The sequence below is a fragment of the Shewanella sp. genome (genome assembly GCF_051658185.1).
GTDB lineage: Bacteria > Pseudomonadota > Gammaproteobacteria > Enterobacterales > Shewanellaceae > Shewanella.
On record NZ_JBOFMC010000161.1, the window covers coordinates 1 to 14,483 of the forward strand.

The 14,483-nt window shown below is 46.8% G+C and carries 16 protein-coding genes; 1 reads left to right on the forward strand and 15 read right to left on the reverse strand.

Annotated features, from left to right (window positions below; all coding sequences use genetic code 11):
- From recO to rpoE, 9 genes are all read right to left on the reverse strand, one after another.
- Nucleotides 1–198 (reverse strand): DNA repair protein RecO (recO, locus tag ACRCZA_RS06625; protein ID WP_438673665.1); only part of this gene is annotated, 198 nt, incomplete at its 3' end.
- Nucleotides 199–255: 57 nt separating this feature from the next.
- Nucleotides 256–1,272 (reverse strand): GTPase Era, encoded by a 1,017-nt coding sequence (gene era / locus ACRCZA_RS06630; RefSeq protein WP_438673666.1) that lies wholly within the window; start codon nucleotides 1,270–1,272, stop codon nucleotides 256–258.
- Nucleotides 1,269–1,949 (reverse strand): ribonuclease III, encoded by a 681-nt coding sequence (gene rnc, locus ACRCZA_RS06635; protein WP_438673667.1) that lies wholly within the window; start codon nucleotides 1,947–1,949, stop codon nucleotides 1,269–1,271. Before rnc ends, era begins: the two co-directional genes overlap by 4 nt.
- Nucleotide 1,950: 1 nt before the next feature.
- Nucleotides 1,951–2,865, reverse strand: coding sequence for a signal peptidase I (lepB, locus tag ACRCZA_RS06640; protein ID WP_438673668.1), 915 nt, complete (start codon nucleotides 2,863–2,865; stop codon nucleotides 1,951–1,953).
- A 171-nt stretch (nucleotides 2,866–3,036) separates the two neighbouring features.
- Nucleotides 3,037–4,827 (reverse strand): translation elongation factor 4, encoded by a 1,791-nt coding sequence (gene lepA / locus ACRCZA_RS06645; RefSeq protein ID WP_438673669.1) that lies wholly within the window; start codon nucleotides 4,825–4,827, stop codon nucleotides 3,037–3,039.
- 188 nt (nucleotides 4,828–5,015) lie between these two features.
- Complete coding sequence (locus tag ACRCZA_RS06650; protein WP_438673670.1) at nucleotides 5,016–5,486, reverse strand: SoxR reducing system RseC family protein; 471 nt, start codon at nucleotides 5,484–5,486, stop codon at nucleotides 5,016–5,018.
- A 10-nt stretch (nucleotides 5,487–5,496) separates the two neighbouring features.
- Nucleotides 5,497–6,429, reverse strand: coding sequence for a MucB/RseB C-terminal domain-containing protein (locus tag ACRCZA_RS06655; protein WP_438673671.1), 933 nt, complete (start codon nucleotides 6,427–6,429; stop codon nucleotides 5,497–5,499).
- Nucleotides 6,430–6,438: 9 nt separating this feature from the next.
- Nucleotides 6,439–7,095, reverse strand: a complete 657-nt coding sequence (locus tag ACRCZA_RS06660; protein WP_438673672.1) for a sigma-E factor negative regulatory protein — start codon at nucleotides 7,093–7,095, stop codon at nucleotides 6,439–6,441.
- 219 nt (nucleotides 7,096–7,314) lie between these two features.
- Nucleotides 7,315–7,893: an RNA polymerase sigma factor RpoE gene (rpoE, locus tag ACRCZA_RS06665; protein ID WP_438673673.1), complete on the reverse strand. Its 579-nt coding sequence runs from the start codon at nucleotides 7,891–7,893 to the stop codon at nucleotides 7,315–7,317.
- A gap of 190 nt (nucleotides 7,894–8,083) precedes the next feature.
- On the opposite strand from rpoE, the gene nadB reads away from it, so the two are divergent.
- Nucleotides 8,084–9,700: an L-aspartate oxidase gene (nadB, locus tag ACRCZA_RS06670; protein WP_438673674.1), complete on the forward strand. Its 1,617-nt coding sequence runs from the start codon at nucleotides 8,084–8,086 to the stop codon at nucleotides 9,698–9,700.
- Between the two features lie 299 nt (nucleotides 9,701–9,999).
- Here nadB and ACRCZA_RS06675 read toward each other — a convergent pair whose 3' ends face one another.
- The 6 genes from ACRCZA_RS06675 to thyA all read right to left on the reverse strand — a co-directional run bounded on the left by ACRCZA_RS06675 (nucleotide 10,000) and on the right by thyA (nucleotide 14,223).
- Nucleotides 10,000–10,431 carry a protein YgfX gene (locus tag ACRCZA_RS06675; protein ID WP_438673675.1) on the reverse strand — a complete coding sequence of 144 codons (432 nt, stop codon included), beginning with the start codon at nucleotides 10,429–10,431 and terminating at the stop codon, nucleotides 10,000–10,002.
- On the reverse strand, nucleotides 10,412–10,660 hold the full coding sequence (locus tag ACRCZA_RS06680; protein WP_438673676.1) for a succinate dehydrogenase assembly factor 2: 249 nt from the start codon (nucleotides 10,658–10,660) through the stop codon (nucleotides 10,412–10,414). Before ACRCZA_RS06680 ends, ACRCZA_RS06675 begins: the two co-directional genes overlap by 20 nt.
- Before the next feature lie 81 nt (nucleotides 10,661–10,741).
- Nucleotides 10,742–11,650, reverse strand: a complete 909-nt coding sequence (gene nhaR / locus ACRCZA_RS06685; RefSeq protein WP_438673677.1) for a transcriptional activator NhaR — start codon at nucleotides 11,648–11,650, stop codon at nucleotides 10,742–10,744.
- A gap of 103 nt (nucleotides 11,651–11,753) precedes the next feature.
- Complete coding sequence (locus ACRCZA_RS06690; RefSeq protein WP_438673679.1) at nucleotides 11,754–12,140, reverse strand: hypothetical protein; 387 nt, start codon at nucleotides 12,138–12,140, stop codon at nucleotides 11,754–11,756.
- On the reverse strand, nucleotides 12,140–13,312 hold the full coding sequence (gene nhaA, locus ACRCZA_RS06695) for a Na+/H+ antiporter NhaA (RefSeq protein WP_438673680.1): 1,173 nt from the start codon (nucleotides 13,310–13,312) through the stop codon (nucleotides 12,140–12,142). Before nhaA ends, ACRCZA_RS06690 begins: the two co-directional genes overlap by 1 nt.
- Before the next feature lie 116 nt (nucleotides 13,313–13,428).
- Nucleotides 13,429–14,223, reverse strand: coding sequence for a thymidylate synthase (gene thyA, locus ACRCZA_RS06700; protein ID WP_438673678.1), 795 nt, complete (start codon nucleotides 14,221–14,223; stop codon nucleotides 13,429–13,431).
- Between the last annotated feature and the right edge of the window lie 260 nt (nucleotides 14,224–14,483).

Consider the following 14,483-nt stretch of genomic DNA (forward strand, 5'->3'; position numbering starts at 1 on the left):
AGTGAGGGTTTTTAATTCCGATTTGCCTGCAAACTCAAAAATGAGCGGCTGAAAAGGCTGAAGAATACTCTTAATCGAGCGCTTACCGCTGCCCACCCTGGCAACCGCATCGACCCGGCCAATGCCATCAACCAACAGGTTAACTAAGGCACTGGACTCTTGATAAGGTCGATGATGTAACACGTATCCACGTTTCATCGGCAAGCGCACTCATAGGACTGACATGAATGATGACTGACACTCAATGATGAGCCATCAATCCTCACCATAACCTAAGCTGCGCAAGGCACGCTCATCGTCCGCCCAACCGGATTTCACTTTCACCCACACTTCGAGGAACACTTTGTTATCAAATAACGTTTCCATGTCTAAGCGCGCTTGAGTCGCAATGGTACGGATACGCTCACCTTTATTGCCGATCACCATGCGTTTTTGGCCTTCGCGCTCAACTAAGATCAACGCATTAATCTGATAAACGCCATTTTCCATCATCTTAAATTGCTCGATTTCAACCGTGGCATCATAGGGCAGTTCATCCCCTAGAAAACGCATCAGTTTTTCACGGACAATTTCAGAAGCCATAAAGCGCTGCGACCTATCGGTCACATAATCTTCAGGGAAGAAGAACGGATTCTCAGGCAAAGAGGCCGCCGCTAATTCTAAAATACGCTTAACATTGGTGCCCTTACTCGCCGAAATGGGCAGAATTTCATCGAAGGGATACTTTTTGGCCACCTCTTCTAAATAAGGGAAGAGTGCTTCTTTATCTTTGATATTGTCGACTTTATTGATAGCCAAAATGGTTTTACGCTGCTCGCCACCCCGGCGCAGTTTGCTTAATACCATTTCATCGTCAGCGGTCCATGTCATGCCATCGACCACAAAGATCACCATAGACACATCGGCCAAGGAGCTGGCGGCGGCGCGGTTCATTAAACGGTTAATGGCGCGCTGCTCTTCAATGTGTAGCCCTGGCGTATCGATAAACACGATCTGACGTGGACCGTCAGTATGAATACCCATAATGCGATGACGTGTGGTTTGTGGTTTTTTCGAGGTGATACTCACCTTTTGCCCGAGCAAACGGTTGAGCAAGGTAGACTTGCCCACATTAGGACGCCCAATAATGGCCACCATGCCACAATAGGTGACATCATATTGGGCGCTAGGCGTTGGTGCCGAAGCATTCATCCTCGCCAGCAATTCATCTAAACTCGGCTCCTGCGGCGCATTGGCGGCATCGATACCTGGCAAATCGGTCTTTTTGGTCATTTCTTTAATAACTCCAATACCTGTGCTGCGGCAATTTGTTCCGCTTTGCGGCGTGAGCTAGCAACCCCTATCACACTTTGACTCAGGTCTTCGATACGGCATTCTACGGTAAAGGTTTGATCGTGAGCATCGCCTTCAATATTAATGACTTGATAATCCGGCAGTGATTTTTTTACTCCCTGCAAATATTCTTGTAGCAGGGTTTTGGCATCCTTTTGGCTGACACCGGGCTGAATTTCAGCTAAACGCTCGGCATACCAATTGAGCAGCAATTGGCGACAAACCTCGAGATCGGAATCGAGATAAATCGCCCCAATAACGGCCTCAACTGCATCCGCTAAAATCGATTCGCGACGAAATCCACCACTTTTGAGTTCGCCAGGTCCTAAGTATAGATAATCCCCTAACTTAAAGGCTTGGGCGATCAGCGTTAAGGTATCGCCACGCACTAAGGTGGCGCGCATACGGCTTAAGTCACCTTCGGTGGCTTTCGGAAATTGGTGATACAGCGCATCAGAGATCACGATAGACAAAATAGAATCGCCTAAAAACTCTAAACGTTCATTGTGTTTATTTGCCGCACTTCGATGGGTCAGCGCCTGAGTTAACAGCTCAATTTTTTTAAAATCGTAGCCTAAAGTGCGACACAATCGTGGCAAATTTTTAATCGGTTCCATGCTATTTAATTCCACCTACACGCTCAAACCGTACCCCACTTGGTAGCCAAGTAGGGAGAAAATCGGTCTTTTGACGTTCAAATTCAAAACTAATCCAAATCGCTACCGCTTTACCGACCAAGTTTGCTTCAGGGACAAATCCCCAGAAACGGCTGTCGGTACTGTTATCACGGTTATCGCCCATGGCGAAATATTGCCCCTCTGGCACTAAAAACTCACCTGCGGGTAAATTGGCGTCACGTTTAAAATAGCCGATCATATCAGGACGGCTGGGGTTGATAAGAATATCGTGGGCAACTTCGCCGAGCTGCTCTGAGTAACGCAGTAATGGCACGCCATCTTGGTTAAACTCACCCCGGTTAACATCAGTACGGGCAATCAATTGTGGCTCAGGACAGGTTGCTTGCTCAGCGCAGGCTGGCTGAATAAGCAGCTCCTTATTCCGGTAAATAACCCGATCCCCCGGTAATCCCACGACCCGTTTGATATAGTCGATTTGCGGATTTTCAGGATATTTAAATACAATCACATCCCCCCGCTTAGGCTTACCCGTCTCGACTAACTGCGTGCGCCATACCGGATCTTTTAGGCCATAACTGAATTTTTCTACCAAAATAAAGTCCCCCACTAACAGCGTTGGCATCATAGAGCCCGAGGGAATTTGGAACGGCTCATAAATAAATGAGCGTAGGATCAACACAAAGGCAATCACGGGGAAAATAGAATGGGCGGTTTCAACCACGGTGGATTCGCGAATAATGTTGTACTGCGCTTCTTCGGTTAAATTGGCCTGTGTCGCTTTGGCTAAAGCCAAATTTGCCATGCGCTTAGGGGCAAACACCAACACATCCACTAACCAGATAAGCCCGGTAATCAGGGTTACTAGCACTAAAATAATCGAAAAATAAGCTGCCATTGCTTGTTGAACTCCTGCCTTGAAATAATTAAAGGTGCTTAACTGAGCGAATATTGAACTTTAGTTAAATTACCAAATTTCATTATAAACACAATAAAATCATAGGATAACCTAAATAAAGCGCCGCAAACTGCGGCGCAATAATCGATTCAAATGTTATGCTGACAACGATTAATCGTTGAGTTTAAGTACCGCTAAGAATGCCTCCTGTGGCACCTCAACGTTACCGACTTGCTTCATCCGTTTTTTACCCTCTTTTTGCTTATTCAAGAGTTTTTTCTTACGGGAAACGTCGCCGCCGTAACATTTTGCCGTCACGTCTTTGCGTAGCGCTTTGACGGTCGAGCGGGCAATAATCTGGCTGCCAACTGCTGCTTGAATTGCAATATCAAACATTTGTCGAGGGATGAGCTCTTTCATCTTTTCAACCAATGCCAAACCACGATGACGGATATTGGATCTATGGATAACCATGGCTAACGCATCGACTCGGTCACCGTTGATCAAGATATCCAAACGCACCATGTCGGCAGGATCAAAACGAATAAAGTTATATTCGAGTGACGCATAGCCGCGGCTGGTCGATTTTAAGCGGTCAAAAAAGTCCATCACCACCTCTGCCATCGGCAAATGGTAGGTCACCGCCACTTGATTACCATGGTAAACCATGTTGACTTGAGTGCCGCGTTTTTCGATACATAAGGTAATCACGTTACCTAAATATTCTTTAGGTACCAATATGTTAGCTTCAACAATCGGTTCACGCATTTCTTCGATGTTGTTAATCGCAGGCAAATCCGATGGATTATCAACATAGATGATTTCGCCATTGGTCATGACGACTTCATACACCACCGTCGGCGCCGTCGTGATGAGCTCAAGATTGTATTCACGCTCGAGTCGCTCTTGGATAATTTCCATATGCAGCAGGCCTAAATAGCCAATACGGAAACCAAAACCTAAAGCAGAAGAACTTTCAGGCTCAAAGAACAATGAGGCATCGTTCAAACTGAGTTTATTTAGTGCATCGCGGAAGTTTTCATACTCATCGGTGGAAATCGGGAACACCCCGGCATACACCTGTGGCTTCACCTTTTTGAAGCCAGGTAACGGTTTATCCGCACCATTTTTGGCCAGCGTTAAGGTGTCCCCTACTGGTGCACCGTGAATTTCTTTAATACCTGCAATCACAAAGCCTACTTCGCCGGTTTTAAGCTCAGTTTTGTCGGTTTGTTTTGGAGTAAAAATACCCACACGATCGGCAGTATGGCTTTGTCCGGTAGACATCACCTTGAATTTATCGCCTTTTTTCAAACTACCGTGTTTGATACGCACTAACGATACTACGCCAAGATAGCTGTCAAACCACGAGTCAATGATCAAGGCTTGTAATGGCGCATCCGGATCCCCTTGCGGTGGTGGGATTTGCGCAACAATCACTTCTAATACATCATCAACGCCGACACCGGTTTTCGCGGAGCAACGCACCGCATTCATGGCATCGATGCCCACAATGTCTTCAATCTCTGCGGCAACGCGCTCAGGATCGGCTTGGGGCAAGTCAATTTTGTTTAAAATCGGCACCACATCCAGATTCATATCCAGTGCGGTATAACAGTTCGCTAAGGTCTGCGCTTCAACACCCTGACCCGCATCCACCACCAACAACGCCCCTTCACAGGCCGCCAATGATCGTGACACTTCATAGGAGAAGTCAACGTGACCTGGGGTGTCAATAAAATTGAGTTGATAGACTTGGCCATCTTTAGCCTTGTAGTCTAAGGTGACACTTTGCGCCTTAATCGTGATACCACGCTCACGCTCAAGATCCATAGAATCGAGCACTTGAGCATCCATTTCACGGTCGGTTAAACCACCACAAACCTGAATAAGACGATCTGATAGCGTTGATTTACCATGGTCGATATGGGCAATAATTGAGAAGTTTCTAATGTGTTTCATTATGCTGCAATGACTAATACTGAAAATGGATACGGTTCAAAGGAGCGAAATTGTACCTGATTGCGGTTTCAATACCAATCAGATTCACGTTTCAATGGGTGTATAGCGAAAATTTTACGAAAAAACCGATGAGTGTTGGGCCTGCGGTAAGGCGTTCACCCCAACACGCCACGCTCATCAGGCGAGCATCAATCAGCAGATTGTAGACTGACCCCCATACCTAAATAAGCCAAAATCACGGGTTGGGCATCGGCCTCAAGCCGTTTGAGGTAATGGCGACCAGCAAACCAACTCGCAAAAGCGCCAAGGGGTGCAAAGAGTATGGCACCCATATCGCTATCCCATGCCAATAATGAGCCCAACCATTGCCCGAATGTCGCCCCTATAAATATCCCCAGCAGTGGCATCAAATACATCAAAGCGGCGGCCTTAAGAAGCGTGCGTTCGGGGAGGCCGAGTTTTAACAACTCACCGGGTTGGCAAGGCCGCTCACTGTAAATAGCAAACTGCTGCGTTTTACCTGAAAAAGCCTGAGCAACCGCCGAGGTGCCACAACTATCACCGTTATTGCAGCTCTTACAGCTACTCTTTAGCTGCACTTCAACCGTCAGCCAACCTTGATTATCACAGGCAATCACTCTTGCCATTTCTTCCATCATTGGCGCCGACCTACTCTAATCTCAGACTCTTCGCGATACGCGACAAGGTTTCGACGGGCACTTTACCCACGGCAACCACTTCAGCATTACCGACTTTTTCGGCTACGAGCGACACGCCATTACGAGTAATTAACTCCTCAGGCAACGGACTTGAACCCGCTCTGGCCACATACACTGAAATATTGGCAAGCCCATCGGTCAAGGCGATATATTCAACCGCCTCATGACTACCTATTAAATGATGGTGATCGCGCACCACAACCTTGAAGCCGGCAGGTAACCACGAAAATTGCCAATTTTGCCCATCTTGACGTTCCGCTTGATCGATAACCGCAGGCCATTCTTGTTTAAAAGCCTCCTCTAAAATAGGCGGAGGATCTTTAAACTCAAAGAGTTCAATGACCATTATTTGTTCAAGCAATTGTTTATCTTGAGTTAGCATGTCATAGCGTAAAGGAAGGTAGGTCTCCATATCGAGCCAAACATGGAAGCCATAACGATACTCATCATTAGGCAGCAATCGAACCATTTGCCCAGGTCGGCCCGCTATACGGGTTCGGCCACCCAGCACAAATTGATAGCCAACCTCTAACTCGCTCATTTTTGAAGAAAATGCCGCAGGCCAAACCCCCTGCAGATGATTAGAGACAATGCTATAGGCAGGTTGGTCATGTTCAATAAACGTGACTCGATTACCAACACGCACCGCGTTTTTAGGTGGACCGTTGAGGTACTCCAAAAAAGCGACCTCTTGGTTATTCACTTTGCCGTGAATATAAACCAAAGGCCGAATATGATCGGCCTGAAGTTGAATAATGGATGCTTTAAATTCTTTCTCTTTTAAAGCCTGACTCATTTTATCAAGCCAAACTTTAGCGGGCATATCTTCCTGCGCCATCGCAGGAAGCCCCAAGGCTAGTAAAGCCAATAGAATTAGACGCAAGCTAACTCCTTACTGTTGCTTAGCCGGAACGGCAATAACCCCAGTATCGTTTTCAATCACAGCACCCGTATTCAAGCGTTGTTGCAACATATGATCTTGAATATAAGTGTTAATCCGACGACGCTGTTCGTTCACCTGATCATTAGAGTAACTTTGATTTTGAGTTTGCGACACAGGTCCTGTTTGCAAGCTCACGGGCGAAGCGCTGCCCACTAACGGACGAGTCACCAGGACTGGTGCTGCGCCAGCGTCATCCTCAGTACTTTGGTTGTAATTTTGCACACCAACCACGGCAAATAATGCGACCGTTGCAGCAATCGCGTACTGACCAAACTGCTTAAATAGCGACACCACATTATTGCGTTCTGCGCCACTTTGCTCATTAGCCACAGCCACCCTTTCAGCCTCTGCGGTCAATGTTGCCGTTGTGTTCGACGCCAGTTGCGGTGCCACAATCGCAGGTTCGCGTTCAATTGCAGCAGCAATACTCGCGGACAGATCTAATACTAGGGTTTGCGGTAATTCCCCCCGCATAGCATCACCTATCATATGATAATTATGCCATTTATCATGGGAATGCGTGTCAGCAACTAACTCTGCCATGGTCTGCGCATCAGTCTCTCCATCGACTGCCGCAGACACCCATTCTTGCCCTAATTTATCCATCGTTCACCTGTCTAAATATAAAGGTTTCTTAATATAAGCGCTTAACCGACAGCAGAACCACAGTTTTACTATCACTTAAACTTTATAAAGGCTTGCCGTTTCGAAGCATTTACTTTTACAACGTTATGTTTTTCAACGCTATATTTTTACAATATCCTGTTTTACAACAATACGTTTTTACAATGCCATGTTTTACAAAAAGTGCTAGCTTGTAAAAAATTACGCTTCCAGTAACGGCTGGAGCTTTTTATCGATCACTTCACGAGCTCGGAAGATACGCGATCTCACCGTTCCTACGGGGCATTCCATCACGATGGCAATATCTTCATAACTCATACCATCGAGTTCTCGTAATGAAATGGCCATGCGTAGTTCTTCAGGCAATGTTTCTAGCGTGTCGAAAATGACTTTTTTAATTTCATCCGACAACATGAGCCGCTCCGGAGAGGCAAACTCTTTTAGCGCATCACTACCTTCATAATATTCGGCATCTTCAGCATCAACATCGTTCGCGGGCGCTCTGCGGCCCTGTGACACTAGATAATTCTTTGCAGTGTTTACTGCAATGCGATACAACCAGGTATAAAATGCACTCTCACCACGAAAGTTCGGCAAAGCACGGTAAGCTTTGATAAACGCCTCCTGTGCCACATCAGCAACGTCAGATTGATTACGCACATAGCGTGAAATCAAACTAATCACTTTGCTTTGATATTTAAGCACTAACAGGTTAAAAGCAGTTTTATCACCCTGTTGCACGCGCTCAACTAATTGTTGATCACTTATTTGTCCACTCATCCGAGCCGACTTCTCCTAAATCTAAAATGCTGATTTCTCAGTCGCTCGAATCATATTCACTTATGTAGACTCGCGTGCTTTGAAAAAGTTCTGACAATTATACAAAAAAAGTAAGGATAAAAGGAAAGTACCCATATCTCACCAGTTGGTTTACCATAGAGAGCACTCTTAAGTCACATCATGATACCCGATGAAACAAGTAGTTGAACACCAATCTGACATATTAGTCATAGGTAGCGGCGCCGCAGGTCTAACACTGGCTTTACATCTTGCTGAAAAAGCAAAGGTAATTTTGCTCTCAAAGGGCCCCCTTTCTGAAGGGTCAACCTACTATGCCCAGGGCGGGATAGCCTCTGTCTTTGATGAGAGTGACACCATTGAATCCCATGTTGCAGATACCTTAGTCGCTGGCGCGGGATTGTGTGATAAAGACGTCGTCACTTTTACCGCGGAAAATGCCAAAAGTGCCATGCAATGGCTAATTGAGTGTGGTGTCGCTTTTGATAAAGAGGAGCACCACGGCAACAATCCCAAAGATGCCCCTTATCATCTCACCCGTGAAGGTGGCCATAGCCACAGGCGCATTTTGCATGCCGCCGATGCAACCGGCAAAGAAGTTCAAAAAACCTTACAAGCGCGGGCGCTAGCCCATCCCAACATCCAAGTGTTAGAGCGCTATAACGCCGTTGATCTCATTACCACTCGTAAACTCGACCGCCCAGGAAACCGGGTGTTAGGGGCTTATGTGTGGAACCGTAATGCCGAACATGTTGAGACGATTAAGGCTAAATTTGTGGCGTTAGCAACGGGGGGCTGCTCAAAGGTGTATCAATACACCTCCAACCCTGATATTGCCAGTGGCGATGGTATTGCCATGGCATGGCGCGCCGGTTGCCGCGTAGCGAATATGGAATTTAATCAATTCCATCCCACCTGTTTGTATCATGCGGATGCTCGCAATTTTTTACTCACCGAGGCTTTGCGCGGTGAAGGCGCCTATCTGCGTCGTCCCGATGGTAGCCGTTTTATGCCTGAATTTGATGACCGAGCAGAACTCGCGCCGCGGGATATCGTGGCGAGGGCTATCGATTATGAGATGAAGCGGCTCGGGGCTGACTGTGTCTATTTAGACATTAGCCATAAAGACAGCGACTTTATCATCAAACATTTCCCCACGATTTATCGACGCTGCCTCGAATTGGGCATAGATATCACCAAAGATCCCATCCCTGTGGTGCCCGCGGCACATTACACCTGCGGTGGTGTGATGACCGACCTTCATGGTCAGACCGATCTCAATGGACTTTATGCCATTGGCGAAGTCGCCTACACAGGCTTACATGGCGCTAATCGTCTTGCGAGTAACTCGCTGCTTGAATGTCTGGTGTTTGCCCGGGCGGCAGCCTTGGATATTGAAAGCCAATTACAAAAAATTAATCCACCCGGCCCCATTCCACCTTGGGATGAAAGCCAAGTCTCTAACTCTGATGAAGAGGTCGTGATTGCCCACAATTGGCACGAGCTACGCTTATTTATGTGGGACTATGTTGGCATAGTGCGCTCCGATAAACGCCTTGAGCGAGCCCTGCGCCGCTGTTTACTGCTGCAGCAAGAAATTCAAGAATATTACCGCCATTTTAGGGTGAGCAATAATCTGCTAGAACTGCGTAACTTAGTGCAAGTCGCCGAACTGATTATTCGTTGTGCGATGGAACGTAAGGAAAGCCGGGGACTGCATTACAATATCGATCACCCAGAGAAATTAGCCGCCCCGCGGCCAACGATTTTGCAGCCAGAAATAACCTAGCTTACACTCACTGAACTTGAACGAGGCCTTTGGACACAGGATTTGACATAGGCCTTTTTTCATAAACCTTTGTTCATAAACCTTTGCTCAGAACCATTCATTCATAAGCTTTGTTTTACAAGGTTTAATCATCAAACTTCATCATTTACCAATGAGTTACCATTAGTGAATTAGCGTAAGGCTCACTTGCCGCCAATATTTTCAAGGTCGTTGGCGCCTTACACTGTTGAGCCCCTTCGCCCTTGGCATCGTCACCAAGCATATGCTTAGTCAGCAAGCATGATGGGTCACCCAATAGCCTAATCCCCCTTTGTCTGCGCGGTTTTGGCCTGCAACAACAAGCGGCACAAATGCCGATACTCGACATCATCAAACATATCTGCCCAAAGGGGGATTAAGCGTATTTGTTGGTCAACCTTGATATACATTAAGCAGATGAAAGGGGTCACCCAAGTGCGGCGGAGCACACCAAAATGCTCGCCCGAGGCTAATCGCCCCTCGCCTTTGCTATTTAATGCAAAACGAAAATGCCATTGTTGTAATCGCCACAGCCACATCAGGGTCAGCATCAGCAGCAGTGCCAATATGCCCCATTGCAGCAATGCGATAAACCACAGTTCAGTACGGGGCCAGATCAGCAGCGAGCTTGCGCTCACACACATAAAGACGACCAACGAGAGGCGCTGGTCAAAGGAGGAGGTGACCTGAAAACTATGCAGCCGCTCTGCCACGGACTTTGGCAACCATACGTGCTAACTCTACATCAGCGCACTCTTCATGCCCCATAAACCACGCAAATAATTCAGGATCTTCGCACTCTAACAAGCGAATAAAAGTGGCTTTATCCGCATTAGACAATCCTTGATAAACCTGTTCAACAAAGGGTTGAAATAGGATATCGAGCTCAAGCATTCCCCGGCGGCATGCCCAACGAACACGCGCTATGTTCATTAATTCCAAGGTATTTCTCCCAAAATAAATTTGTCTTAGTCTAGCAGCAGATGACGCTAAGTGTCGATGGTCCTCGAGCCGAATATCAGCTTAGCATTGGTGCACTTGGGCATCGAGACCGGCAAATAAATCACTAAAATCCGTATCTAATAATCGTTTTACGGCAGGATGTTGGATCATACGCTCGGCAAACATCACATGATATTCTTCACGGACATCTAAGGTTTCACCGAGTAAATGCATGCCTTGGGAGATCACCTCATGGCGGTAAATTGACGGGGTTACAAAAATGCCACGCTTTAAATAGCCAAACGCCTTCATCATGGCGGCATCATCGAACTCACCTAAAATACTCACATTAAGATTTTGTTCATCAAACCAGCGATATAACTGTTGCCCCAGTGAGGTTTTACGCCCGGGGATCAATAACTGGCCCTGCTCTAGACAAGCAGGAAAATCGGCAGGGTACCTTTGCGCACTGAAAAAGCTCACACCACACTCGCCGAGCTTTTTAGATAAAATTTCAGGATATTTCAACGATTCACCGGCACAATCCGAGAGGATCATATCCAGTTTATGTTCCCGTAGTCGCGCCATTAAACTTTGGTGGGTGGCCTCATAACAAGCTAAATGCATCGAACTGTCATTAGGCACTACCGACAATAACACGCGGCTCACGATGGCTTTTGATAAGGCGTCGGCAATGCCAACTTCAAAAAGAATGGCATCATCTTTTTGATAATTCAGCAGATCAAGCATTTCGTAGCTGAGACTAAACATCTTATCAGCATAACGAAATACCAACTCACCCAACTCAGTTGCCTCTAAATTACGACCCACTCGTTTAAACAAACTTCCGTTCAACCGCCCTTCTAACGCACGGATCTGGCCGGTTATCGTCTGTGGCGTCAAACAAAGTGCTTCTGCGGCTTTGGCCACTGAGCCCTTCTTTTTAATCATCCAAAAATAATACAGATGGTTGTAATTTAAATGCAGCATAGCCGCCAGCACTCCCTCATTGATGCAATGGGATCAATAGCGCAATCAATAGCAGCACCTAAAAAGACATCACCATGGCGCTGGCCATGGTGATGCATACTAACTATTTTAACCGCTGACAATCCAATAGGTTAACGACTACCCCCTGTAGCTGTGGTAGATCCACTGCCGTGCCAGTACTGATAGCCTCCGTTAGCCCTGATACTAAACTATCACGGTCGGGAATACGACTAGCACAATAGGTGCGATTAGCTTCTTGATAACGCTTACCGCCACGATACTTGAGCGCCCGAGACTCATAATCATTGCTGGCTTCAAGCCGCGCCCCGACGGAGTCCAATTTGAACATCAGCGCCCCATCAACAATGCCTTCAAGGTAGCTCTGGCAAGTGCTCGAAGTGACATCACGGTTACAGGCATCAATTTGCGTGGCCATCGCACTTGACGACACACATAGCATGAGTCCCGCTGCAACATGTTGTATTTTCATCATTGCCCTCCTTTTTTAGGTAAGACTGCTGCTAGCCAGAAATAACCAATCAGCGCAGCAATAATCGAGCCGACGAGCGTACCTAGACGTGCTAAATCACCAAACATAGGATCGACTTGTTCAAATGCGAGGGACGCAATAAACATCGACATCGTAAAACCAATACCGCACATAGCGCCCACCGGGGCTATTTGTTTCCAACTAATCCCATCGGGTAACTGAGCCAATTTGAGCTTGACGGCAACAAAGCTAAATAACAGTACCCCAATCGGTTTTCCAAGCACTAAACCTAAGGCAATGCCTACCGGTACCGGGGAAATTAAGGTGTCTAGACTCATGTTCCCGAGTGCCACACCAGCATTGGCAAAGGCAAATATCGGCAAAATAAAGAAAGTGCTCCAAGGGTGTAAACTGTGTTCTAAGTGCTCCGAGGGGGAAGTCCCATCCTTAGCGCGCAATGGAATACAAAACGCAATAATCACCCCAGCTAACGTCGCATGCACACCAGACTTAAGCACCGCAACCCAGAGGATCAACCCTAACAGCCCATAAGGCAGCAATGAGGTCACGCCTTTACGATTAAGCGCCACAAGGCCCACAATCGCGATGCTCGCAACAATTAAACTGATGGTTGACAGATCGGTGCTGTAAAACAGCGCAATAATAACAATCGCCCCGAGGTCATCAATAATCGCCAGCGCAAGTAAAAACACTTTTAAAGAGACCGGCACACGACTGCCCAGTAATGCCATAATCCCTAAAGCAAAAGCGATATCCGTCGCGGCAGGAATCGCCCATCCTGCCTGAGTCACTGGGTCACCAAAGTTAAACAGAAGATAGATCGCAGCGGGTACGATCATACCGCCAATCGCGGCGAAGGTGGGTAAGGATGCTTGGGCCACGCTTGAAAGCGCGCCTTCAAGCAGTTCACGCTTCACTTCAAGTCCGATCAGCAGAAAAAACAATGCCATTAAACCGTCGTTAATCCACAGCACGAGTGGTTTATGAATGTCTAAAGTGCCAATCCTTACCTGGACATCGGTCCCTAAAAAGCCCTCATAAAACCCAGATAAAGGGGAATTGGCCATCAACATGGCAAAGACAACAGCCACCAACAACAGGATGCCTCCTGCAGACTCTTGACCTAAAAAATTCTTAATTGCTGTTCGCATCATTCACTCCAAAAAAACATAATGGACTGAGTGTAGACGAATTATCAGCCTAGGTATAATCGTTAGTCTCGTCAAAACACCTCGGTATATCCGAAGTGTTTTGCTGTTAGACTCGGTTAAATGGCGACCGGAGCCTTAATATGCGGATGGCATTCATAACCACTCAGTTCAAAATCTTCAAAGCGATAATCGAAAATCGACTCAGGTTTACGCAAGATAGTCATCTTCGGCAACGCCTTAGGCTCGCGACTTAATTGCAGCGCAGTTTGTTCCATATGATTGGCGTACAAATGAGTATCGCCCCCCGTCCAGACAAACTCCCCTAAGGCGAGATCACACTGCTGGGCGACCATCATAGTTAATAAGGCATAACTGGCGATATTAAACGGCAAACCAAGGAACACATCGCAGCTGCGCTGATAAAGCTGGCAAGAAAGCTTGCCTTCTGCCACATAAAACTGAAAAAAAGCATGGCAAGGCGCTAACGCCATTTTATCCAGTTCGCCCACGTTCCAAGCCGAGACAATCAGGCGCCGTGAATCAGGTTGAGTCTTAATTTGCGCGATCACTTGGGCAATTTGATCGATAGTCTCGCCACTTTGCGTCGGCCAGCTGCGCCACTGGGCACCATAGACCGGCCCTAAATCACCGTGTTCATCAGCCCACTCATCCCAAATGCTGACTTTATTTTCACGCAGATAAGCAATGTTAGTATCGCCTTTTAAAAACCACAGCAGCTCATGAATAATGGAACGCATATGGCACTTTTTAGTGGTCACTAAAGGAAAGCCTTGGTTCAAATCAAAGCGCATTTGATAGCCAAAGACTGAACGTGTGCCAGTGCCGGTTCGATCGGATTTATCCACACCATTGGCTAAAATGTGGTTCATTAACTCTAAATACTGTTGCATGACTGCTTACCTTGCGGACTAAAAATGAGAAAAACAATAACATTTACGGGTTAAAAAAGGCACTGTGCTATGTCAGGCCCAGCTTCATATCACCAGATCAAACAAAGGGGCCTAGGTTAAGAGACTTGCAGCAGCGCATCCGGCAGCGCGGGCCCCATAACGCAATCTCATAAAGAAAAACCAATAGCGAGGTAATCGGCGACGCTCACTTAGCAAGACAATACTCACCCAGCAAAATCATGTTCACGGCGCCAACATAC

Coding starts and splice junctions, on each gene's coding strand:
- ACRCZA_RS06650 (WP_438673670.1), bottom strand. CDS start 5,486: ATGATGGAAGAAATGGCAAGAGTGATTGCCTGTGATAATCAAGGTTGG.
- rnc (WP_438673667.1), bottom strand. CDS start 1,949: ATGGAACCGATTAAAAATTTGCCACGATTGTGTCGCACTTTAGGCTAC.
- nhaR (WP_438673677.1), bottom strand. CDS start 11,650: ATGCTGCATTTAAATTACAACCATCTGTATTATTTTTGGATGATTAAA.
- lepB (WP_438673668.1), bottom strand. CDS start 2,865: ATGGCAGCTTATTTTTCGATTATTTTAGTGCTAGTAACCCTGATTACC.
- rpoE (WP_438673673.1), bottom strand. CDS start 7,893: ATGAGTGGACAAATAAGTGATCAACAATTAGTTGAGCGCGTGCAACAG.
- nadB (WP_438673674.1), top strand. CDS start 8,084: ATGAAACAAGTAGTTGAACACCAATCTGACATATTAGTCATAGGTAGC.
- era (WP_438673666.1), bottom strand. CDS start 1,272: ATGACCAAAAAGACCGATTTGCCAGGTATCGATGCCGCCAATGCGCCG.
- thyA (WP_438673678.1), bottom strand. CDS start 14,223: ATGCAACAGTATTTAGAGTTAATGAACCACATTTTAGCCAATGGTGTG.
- ACRCZA_RS06690 (WP_438673679.1), bottom strand. CDS start 12,140: ATGAAAATACAACATGTTGCAGCGGGACTCATGCTATGTGTGTCGTCA.
- lepA (WP_438673669.1), bottom strand. CDS start 4,827: ATGAAACACATTAGAAACTTCTCAATTATTGCCCATATCGACCATGGT.
- nhaA (WP_438673680.1), bottom strand. CDS start 13,312: ATGCGAACAGCAATTAAGAATTTTTTAGGTCAAGAGTCTGCAGGAGGC.
- ACRCZA_RS06660 (WP_438673672.1), bottom strand. CDS start 7,095: ATGGATAAATTAGGGCAAGAATGGGTGTCTGCGGCAGTCGATGGAGAG.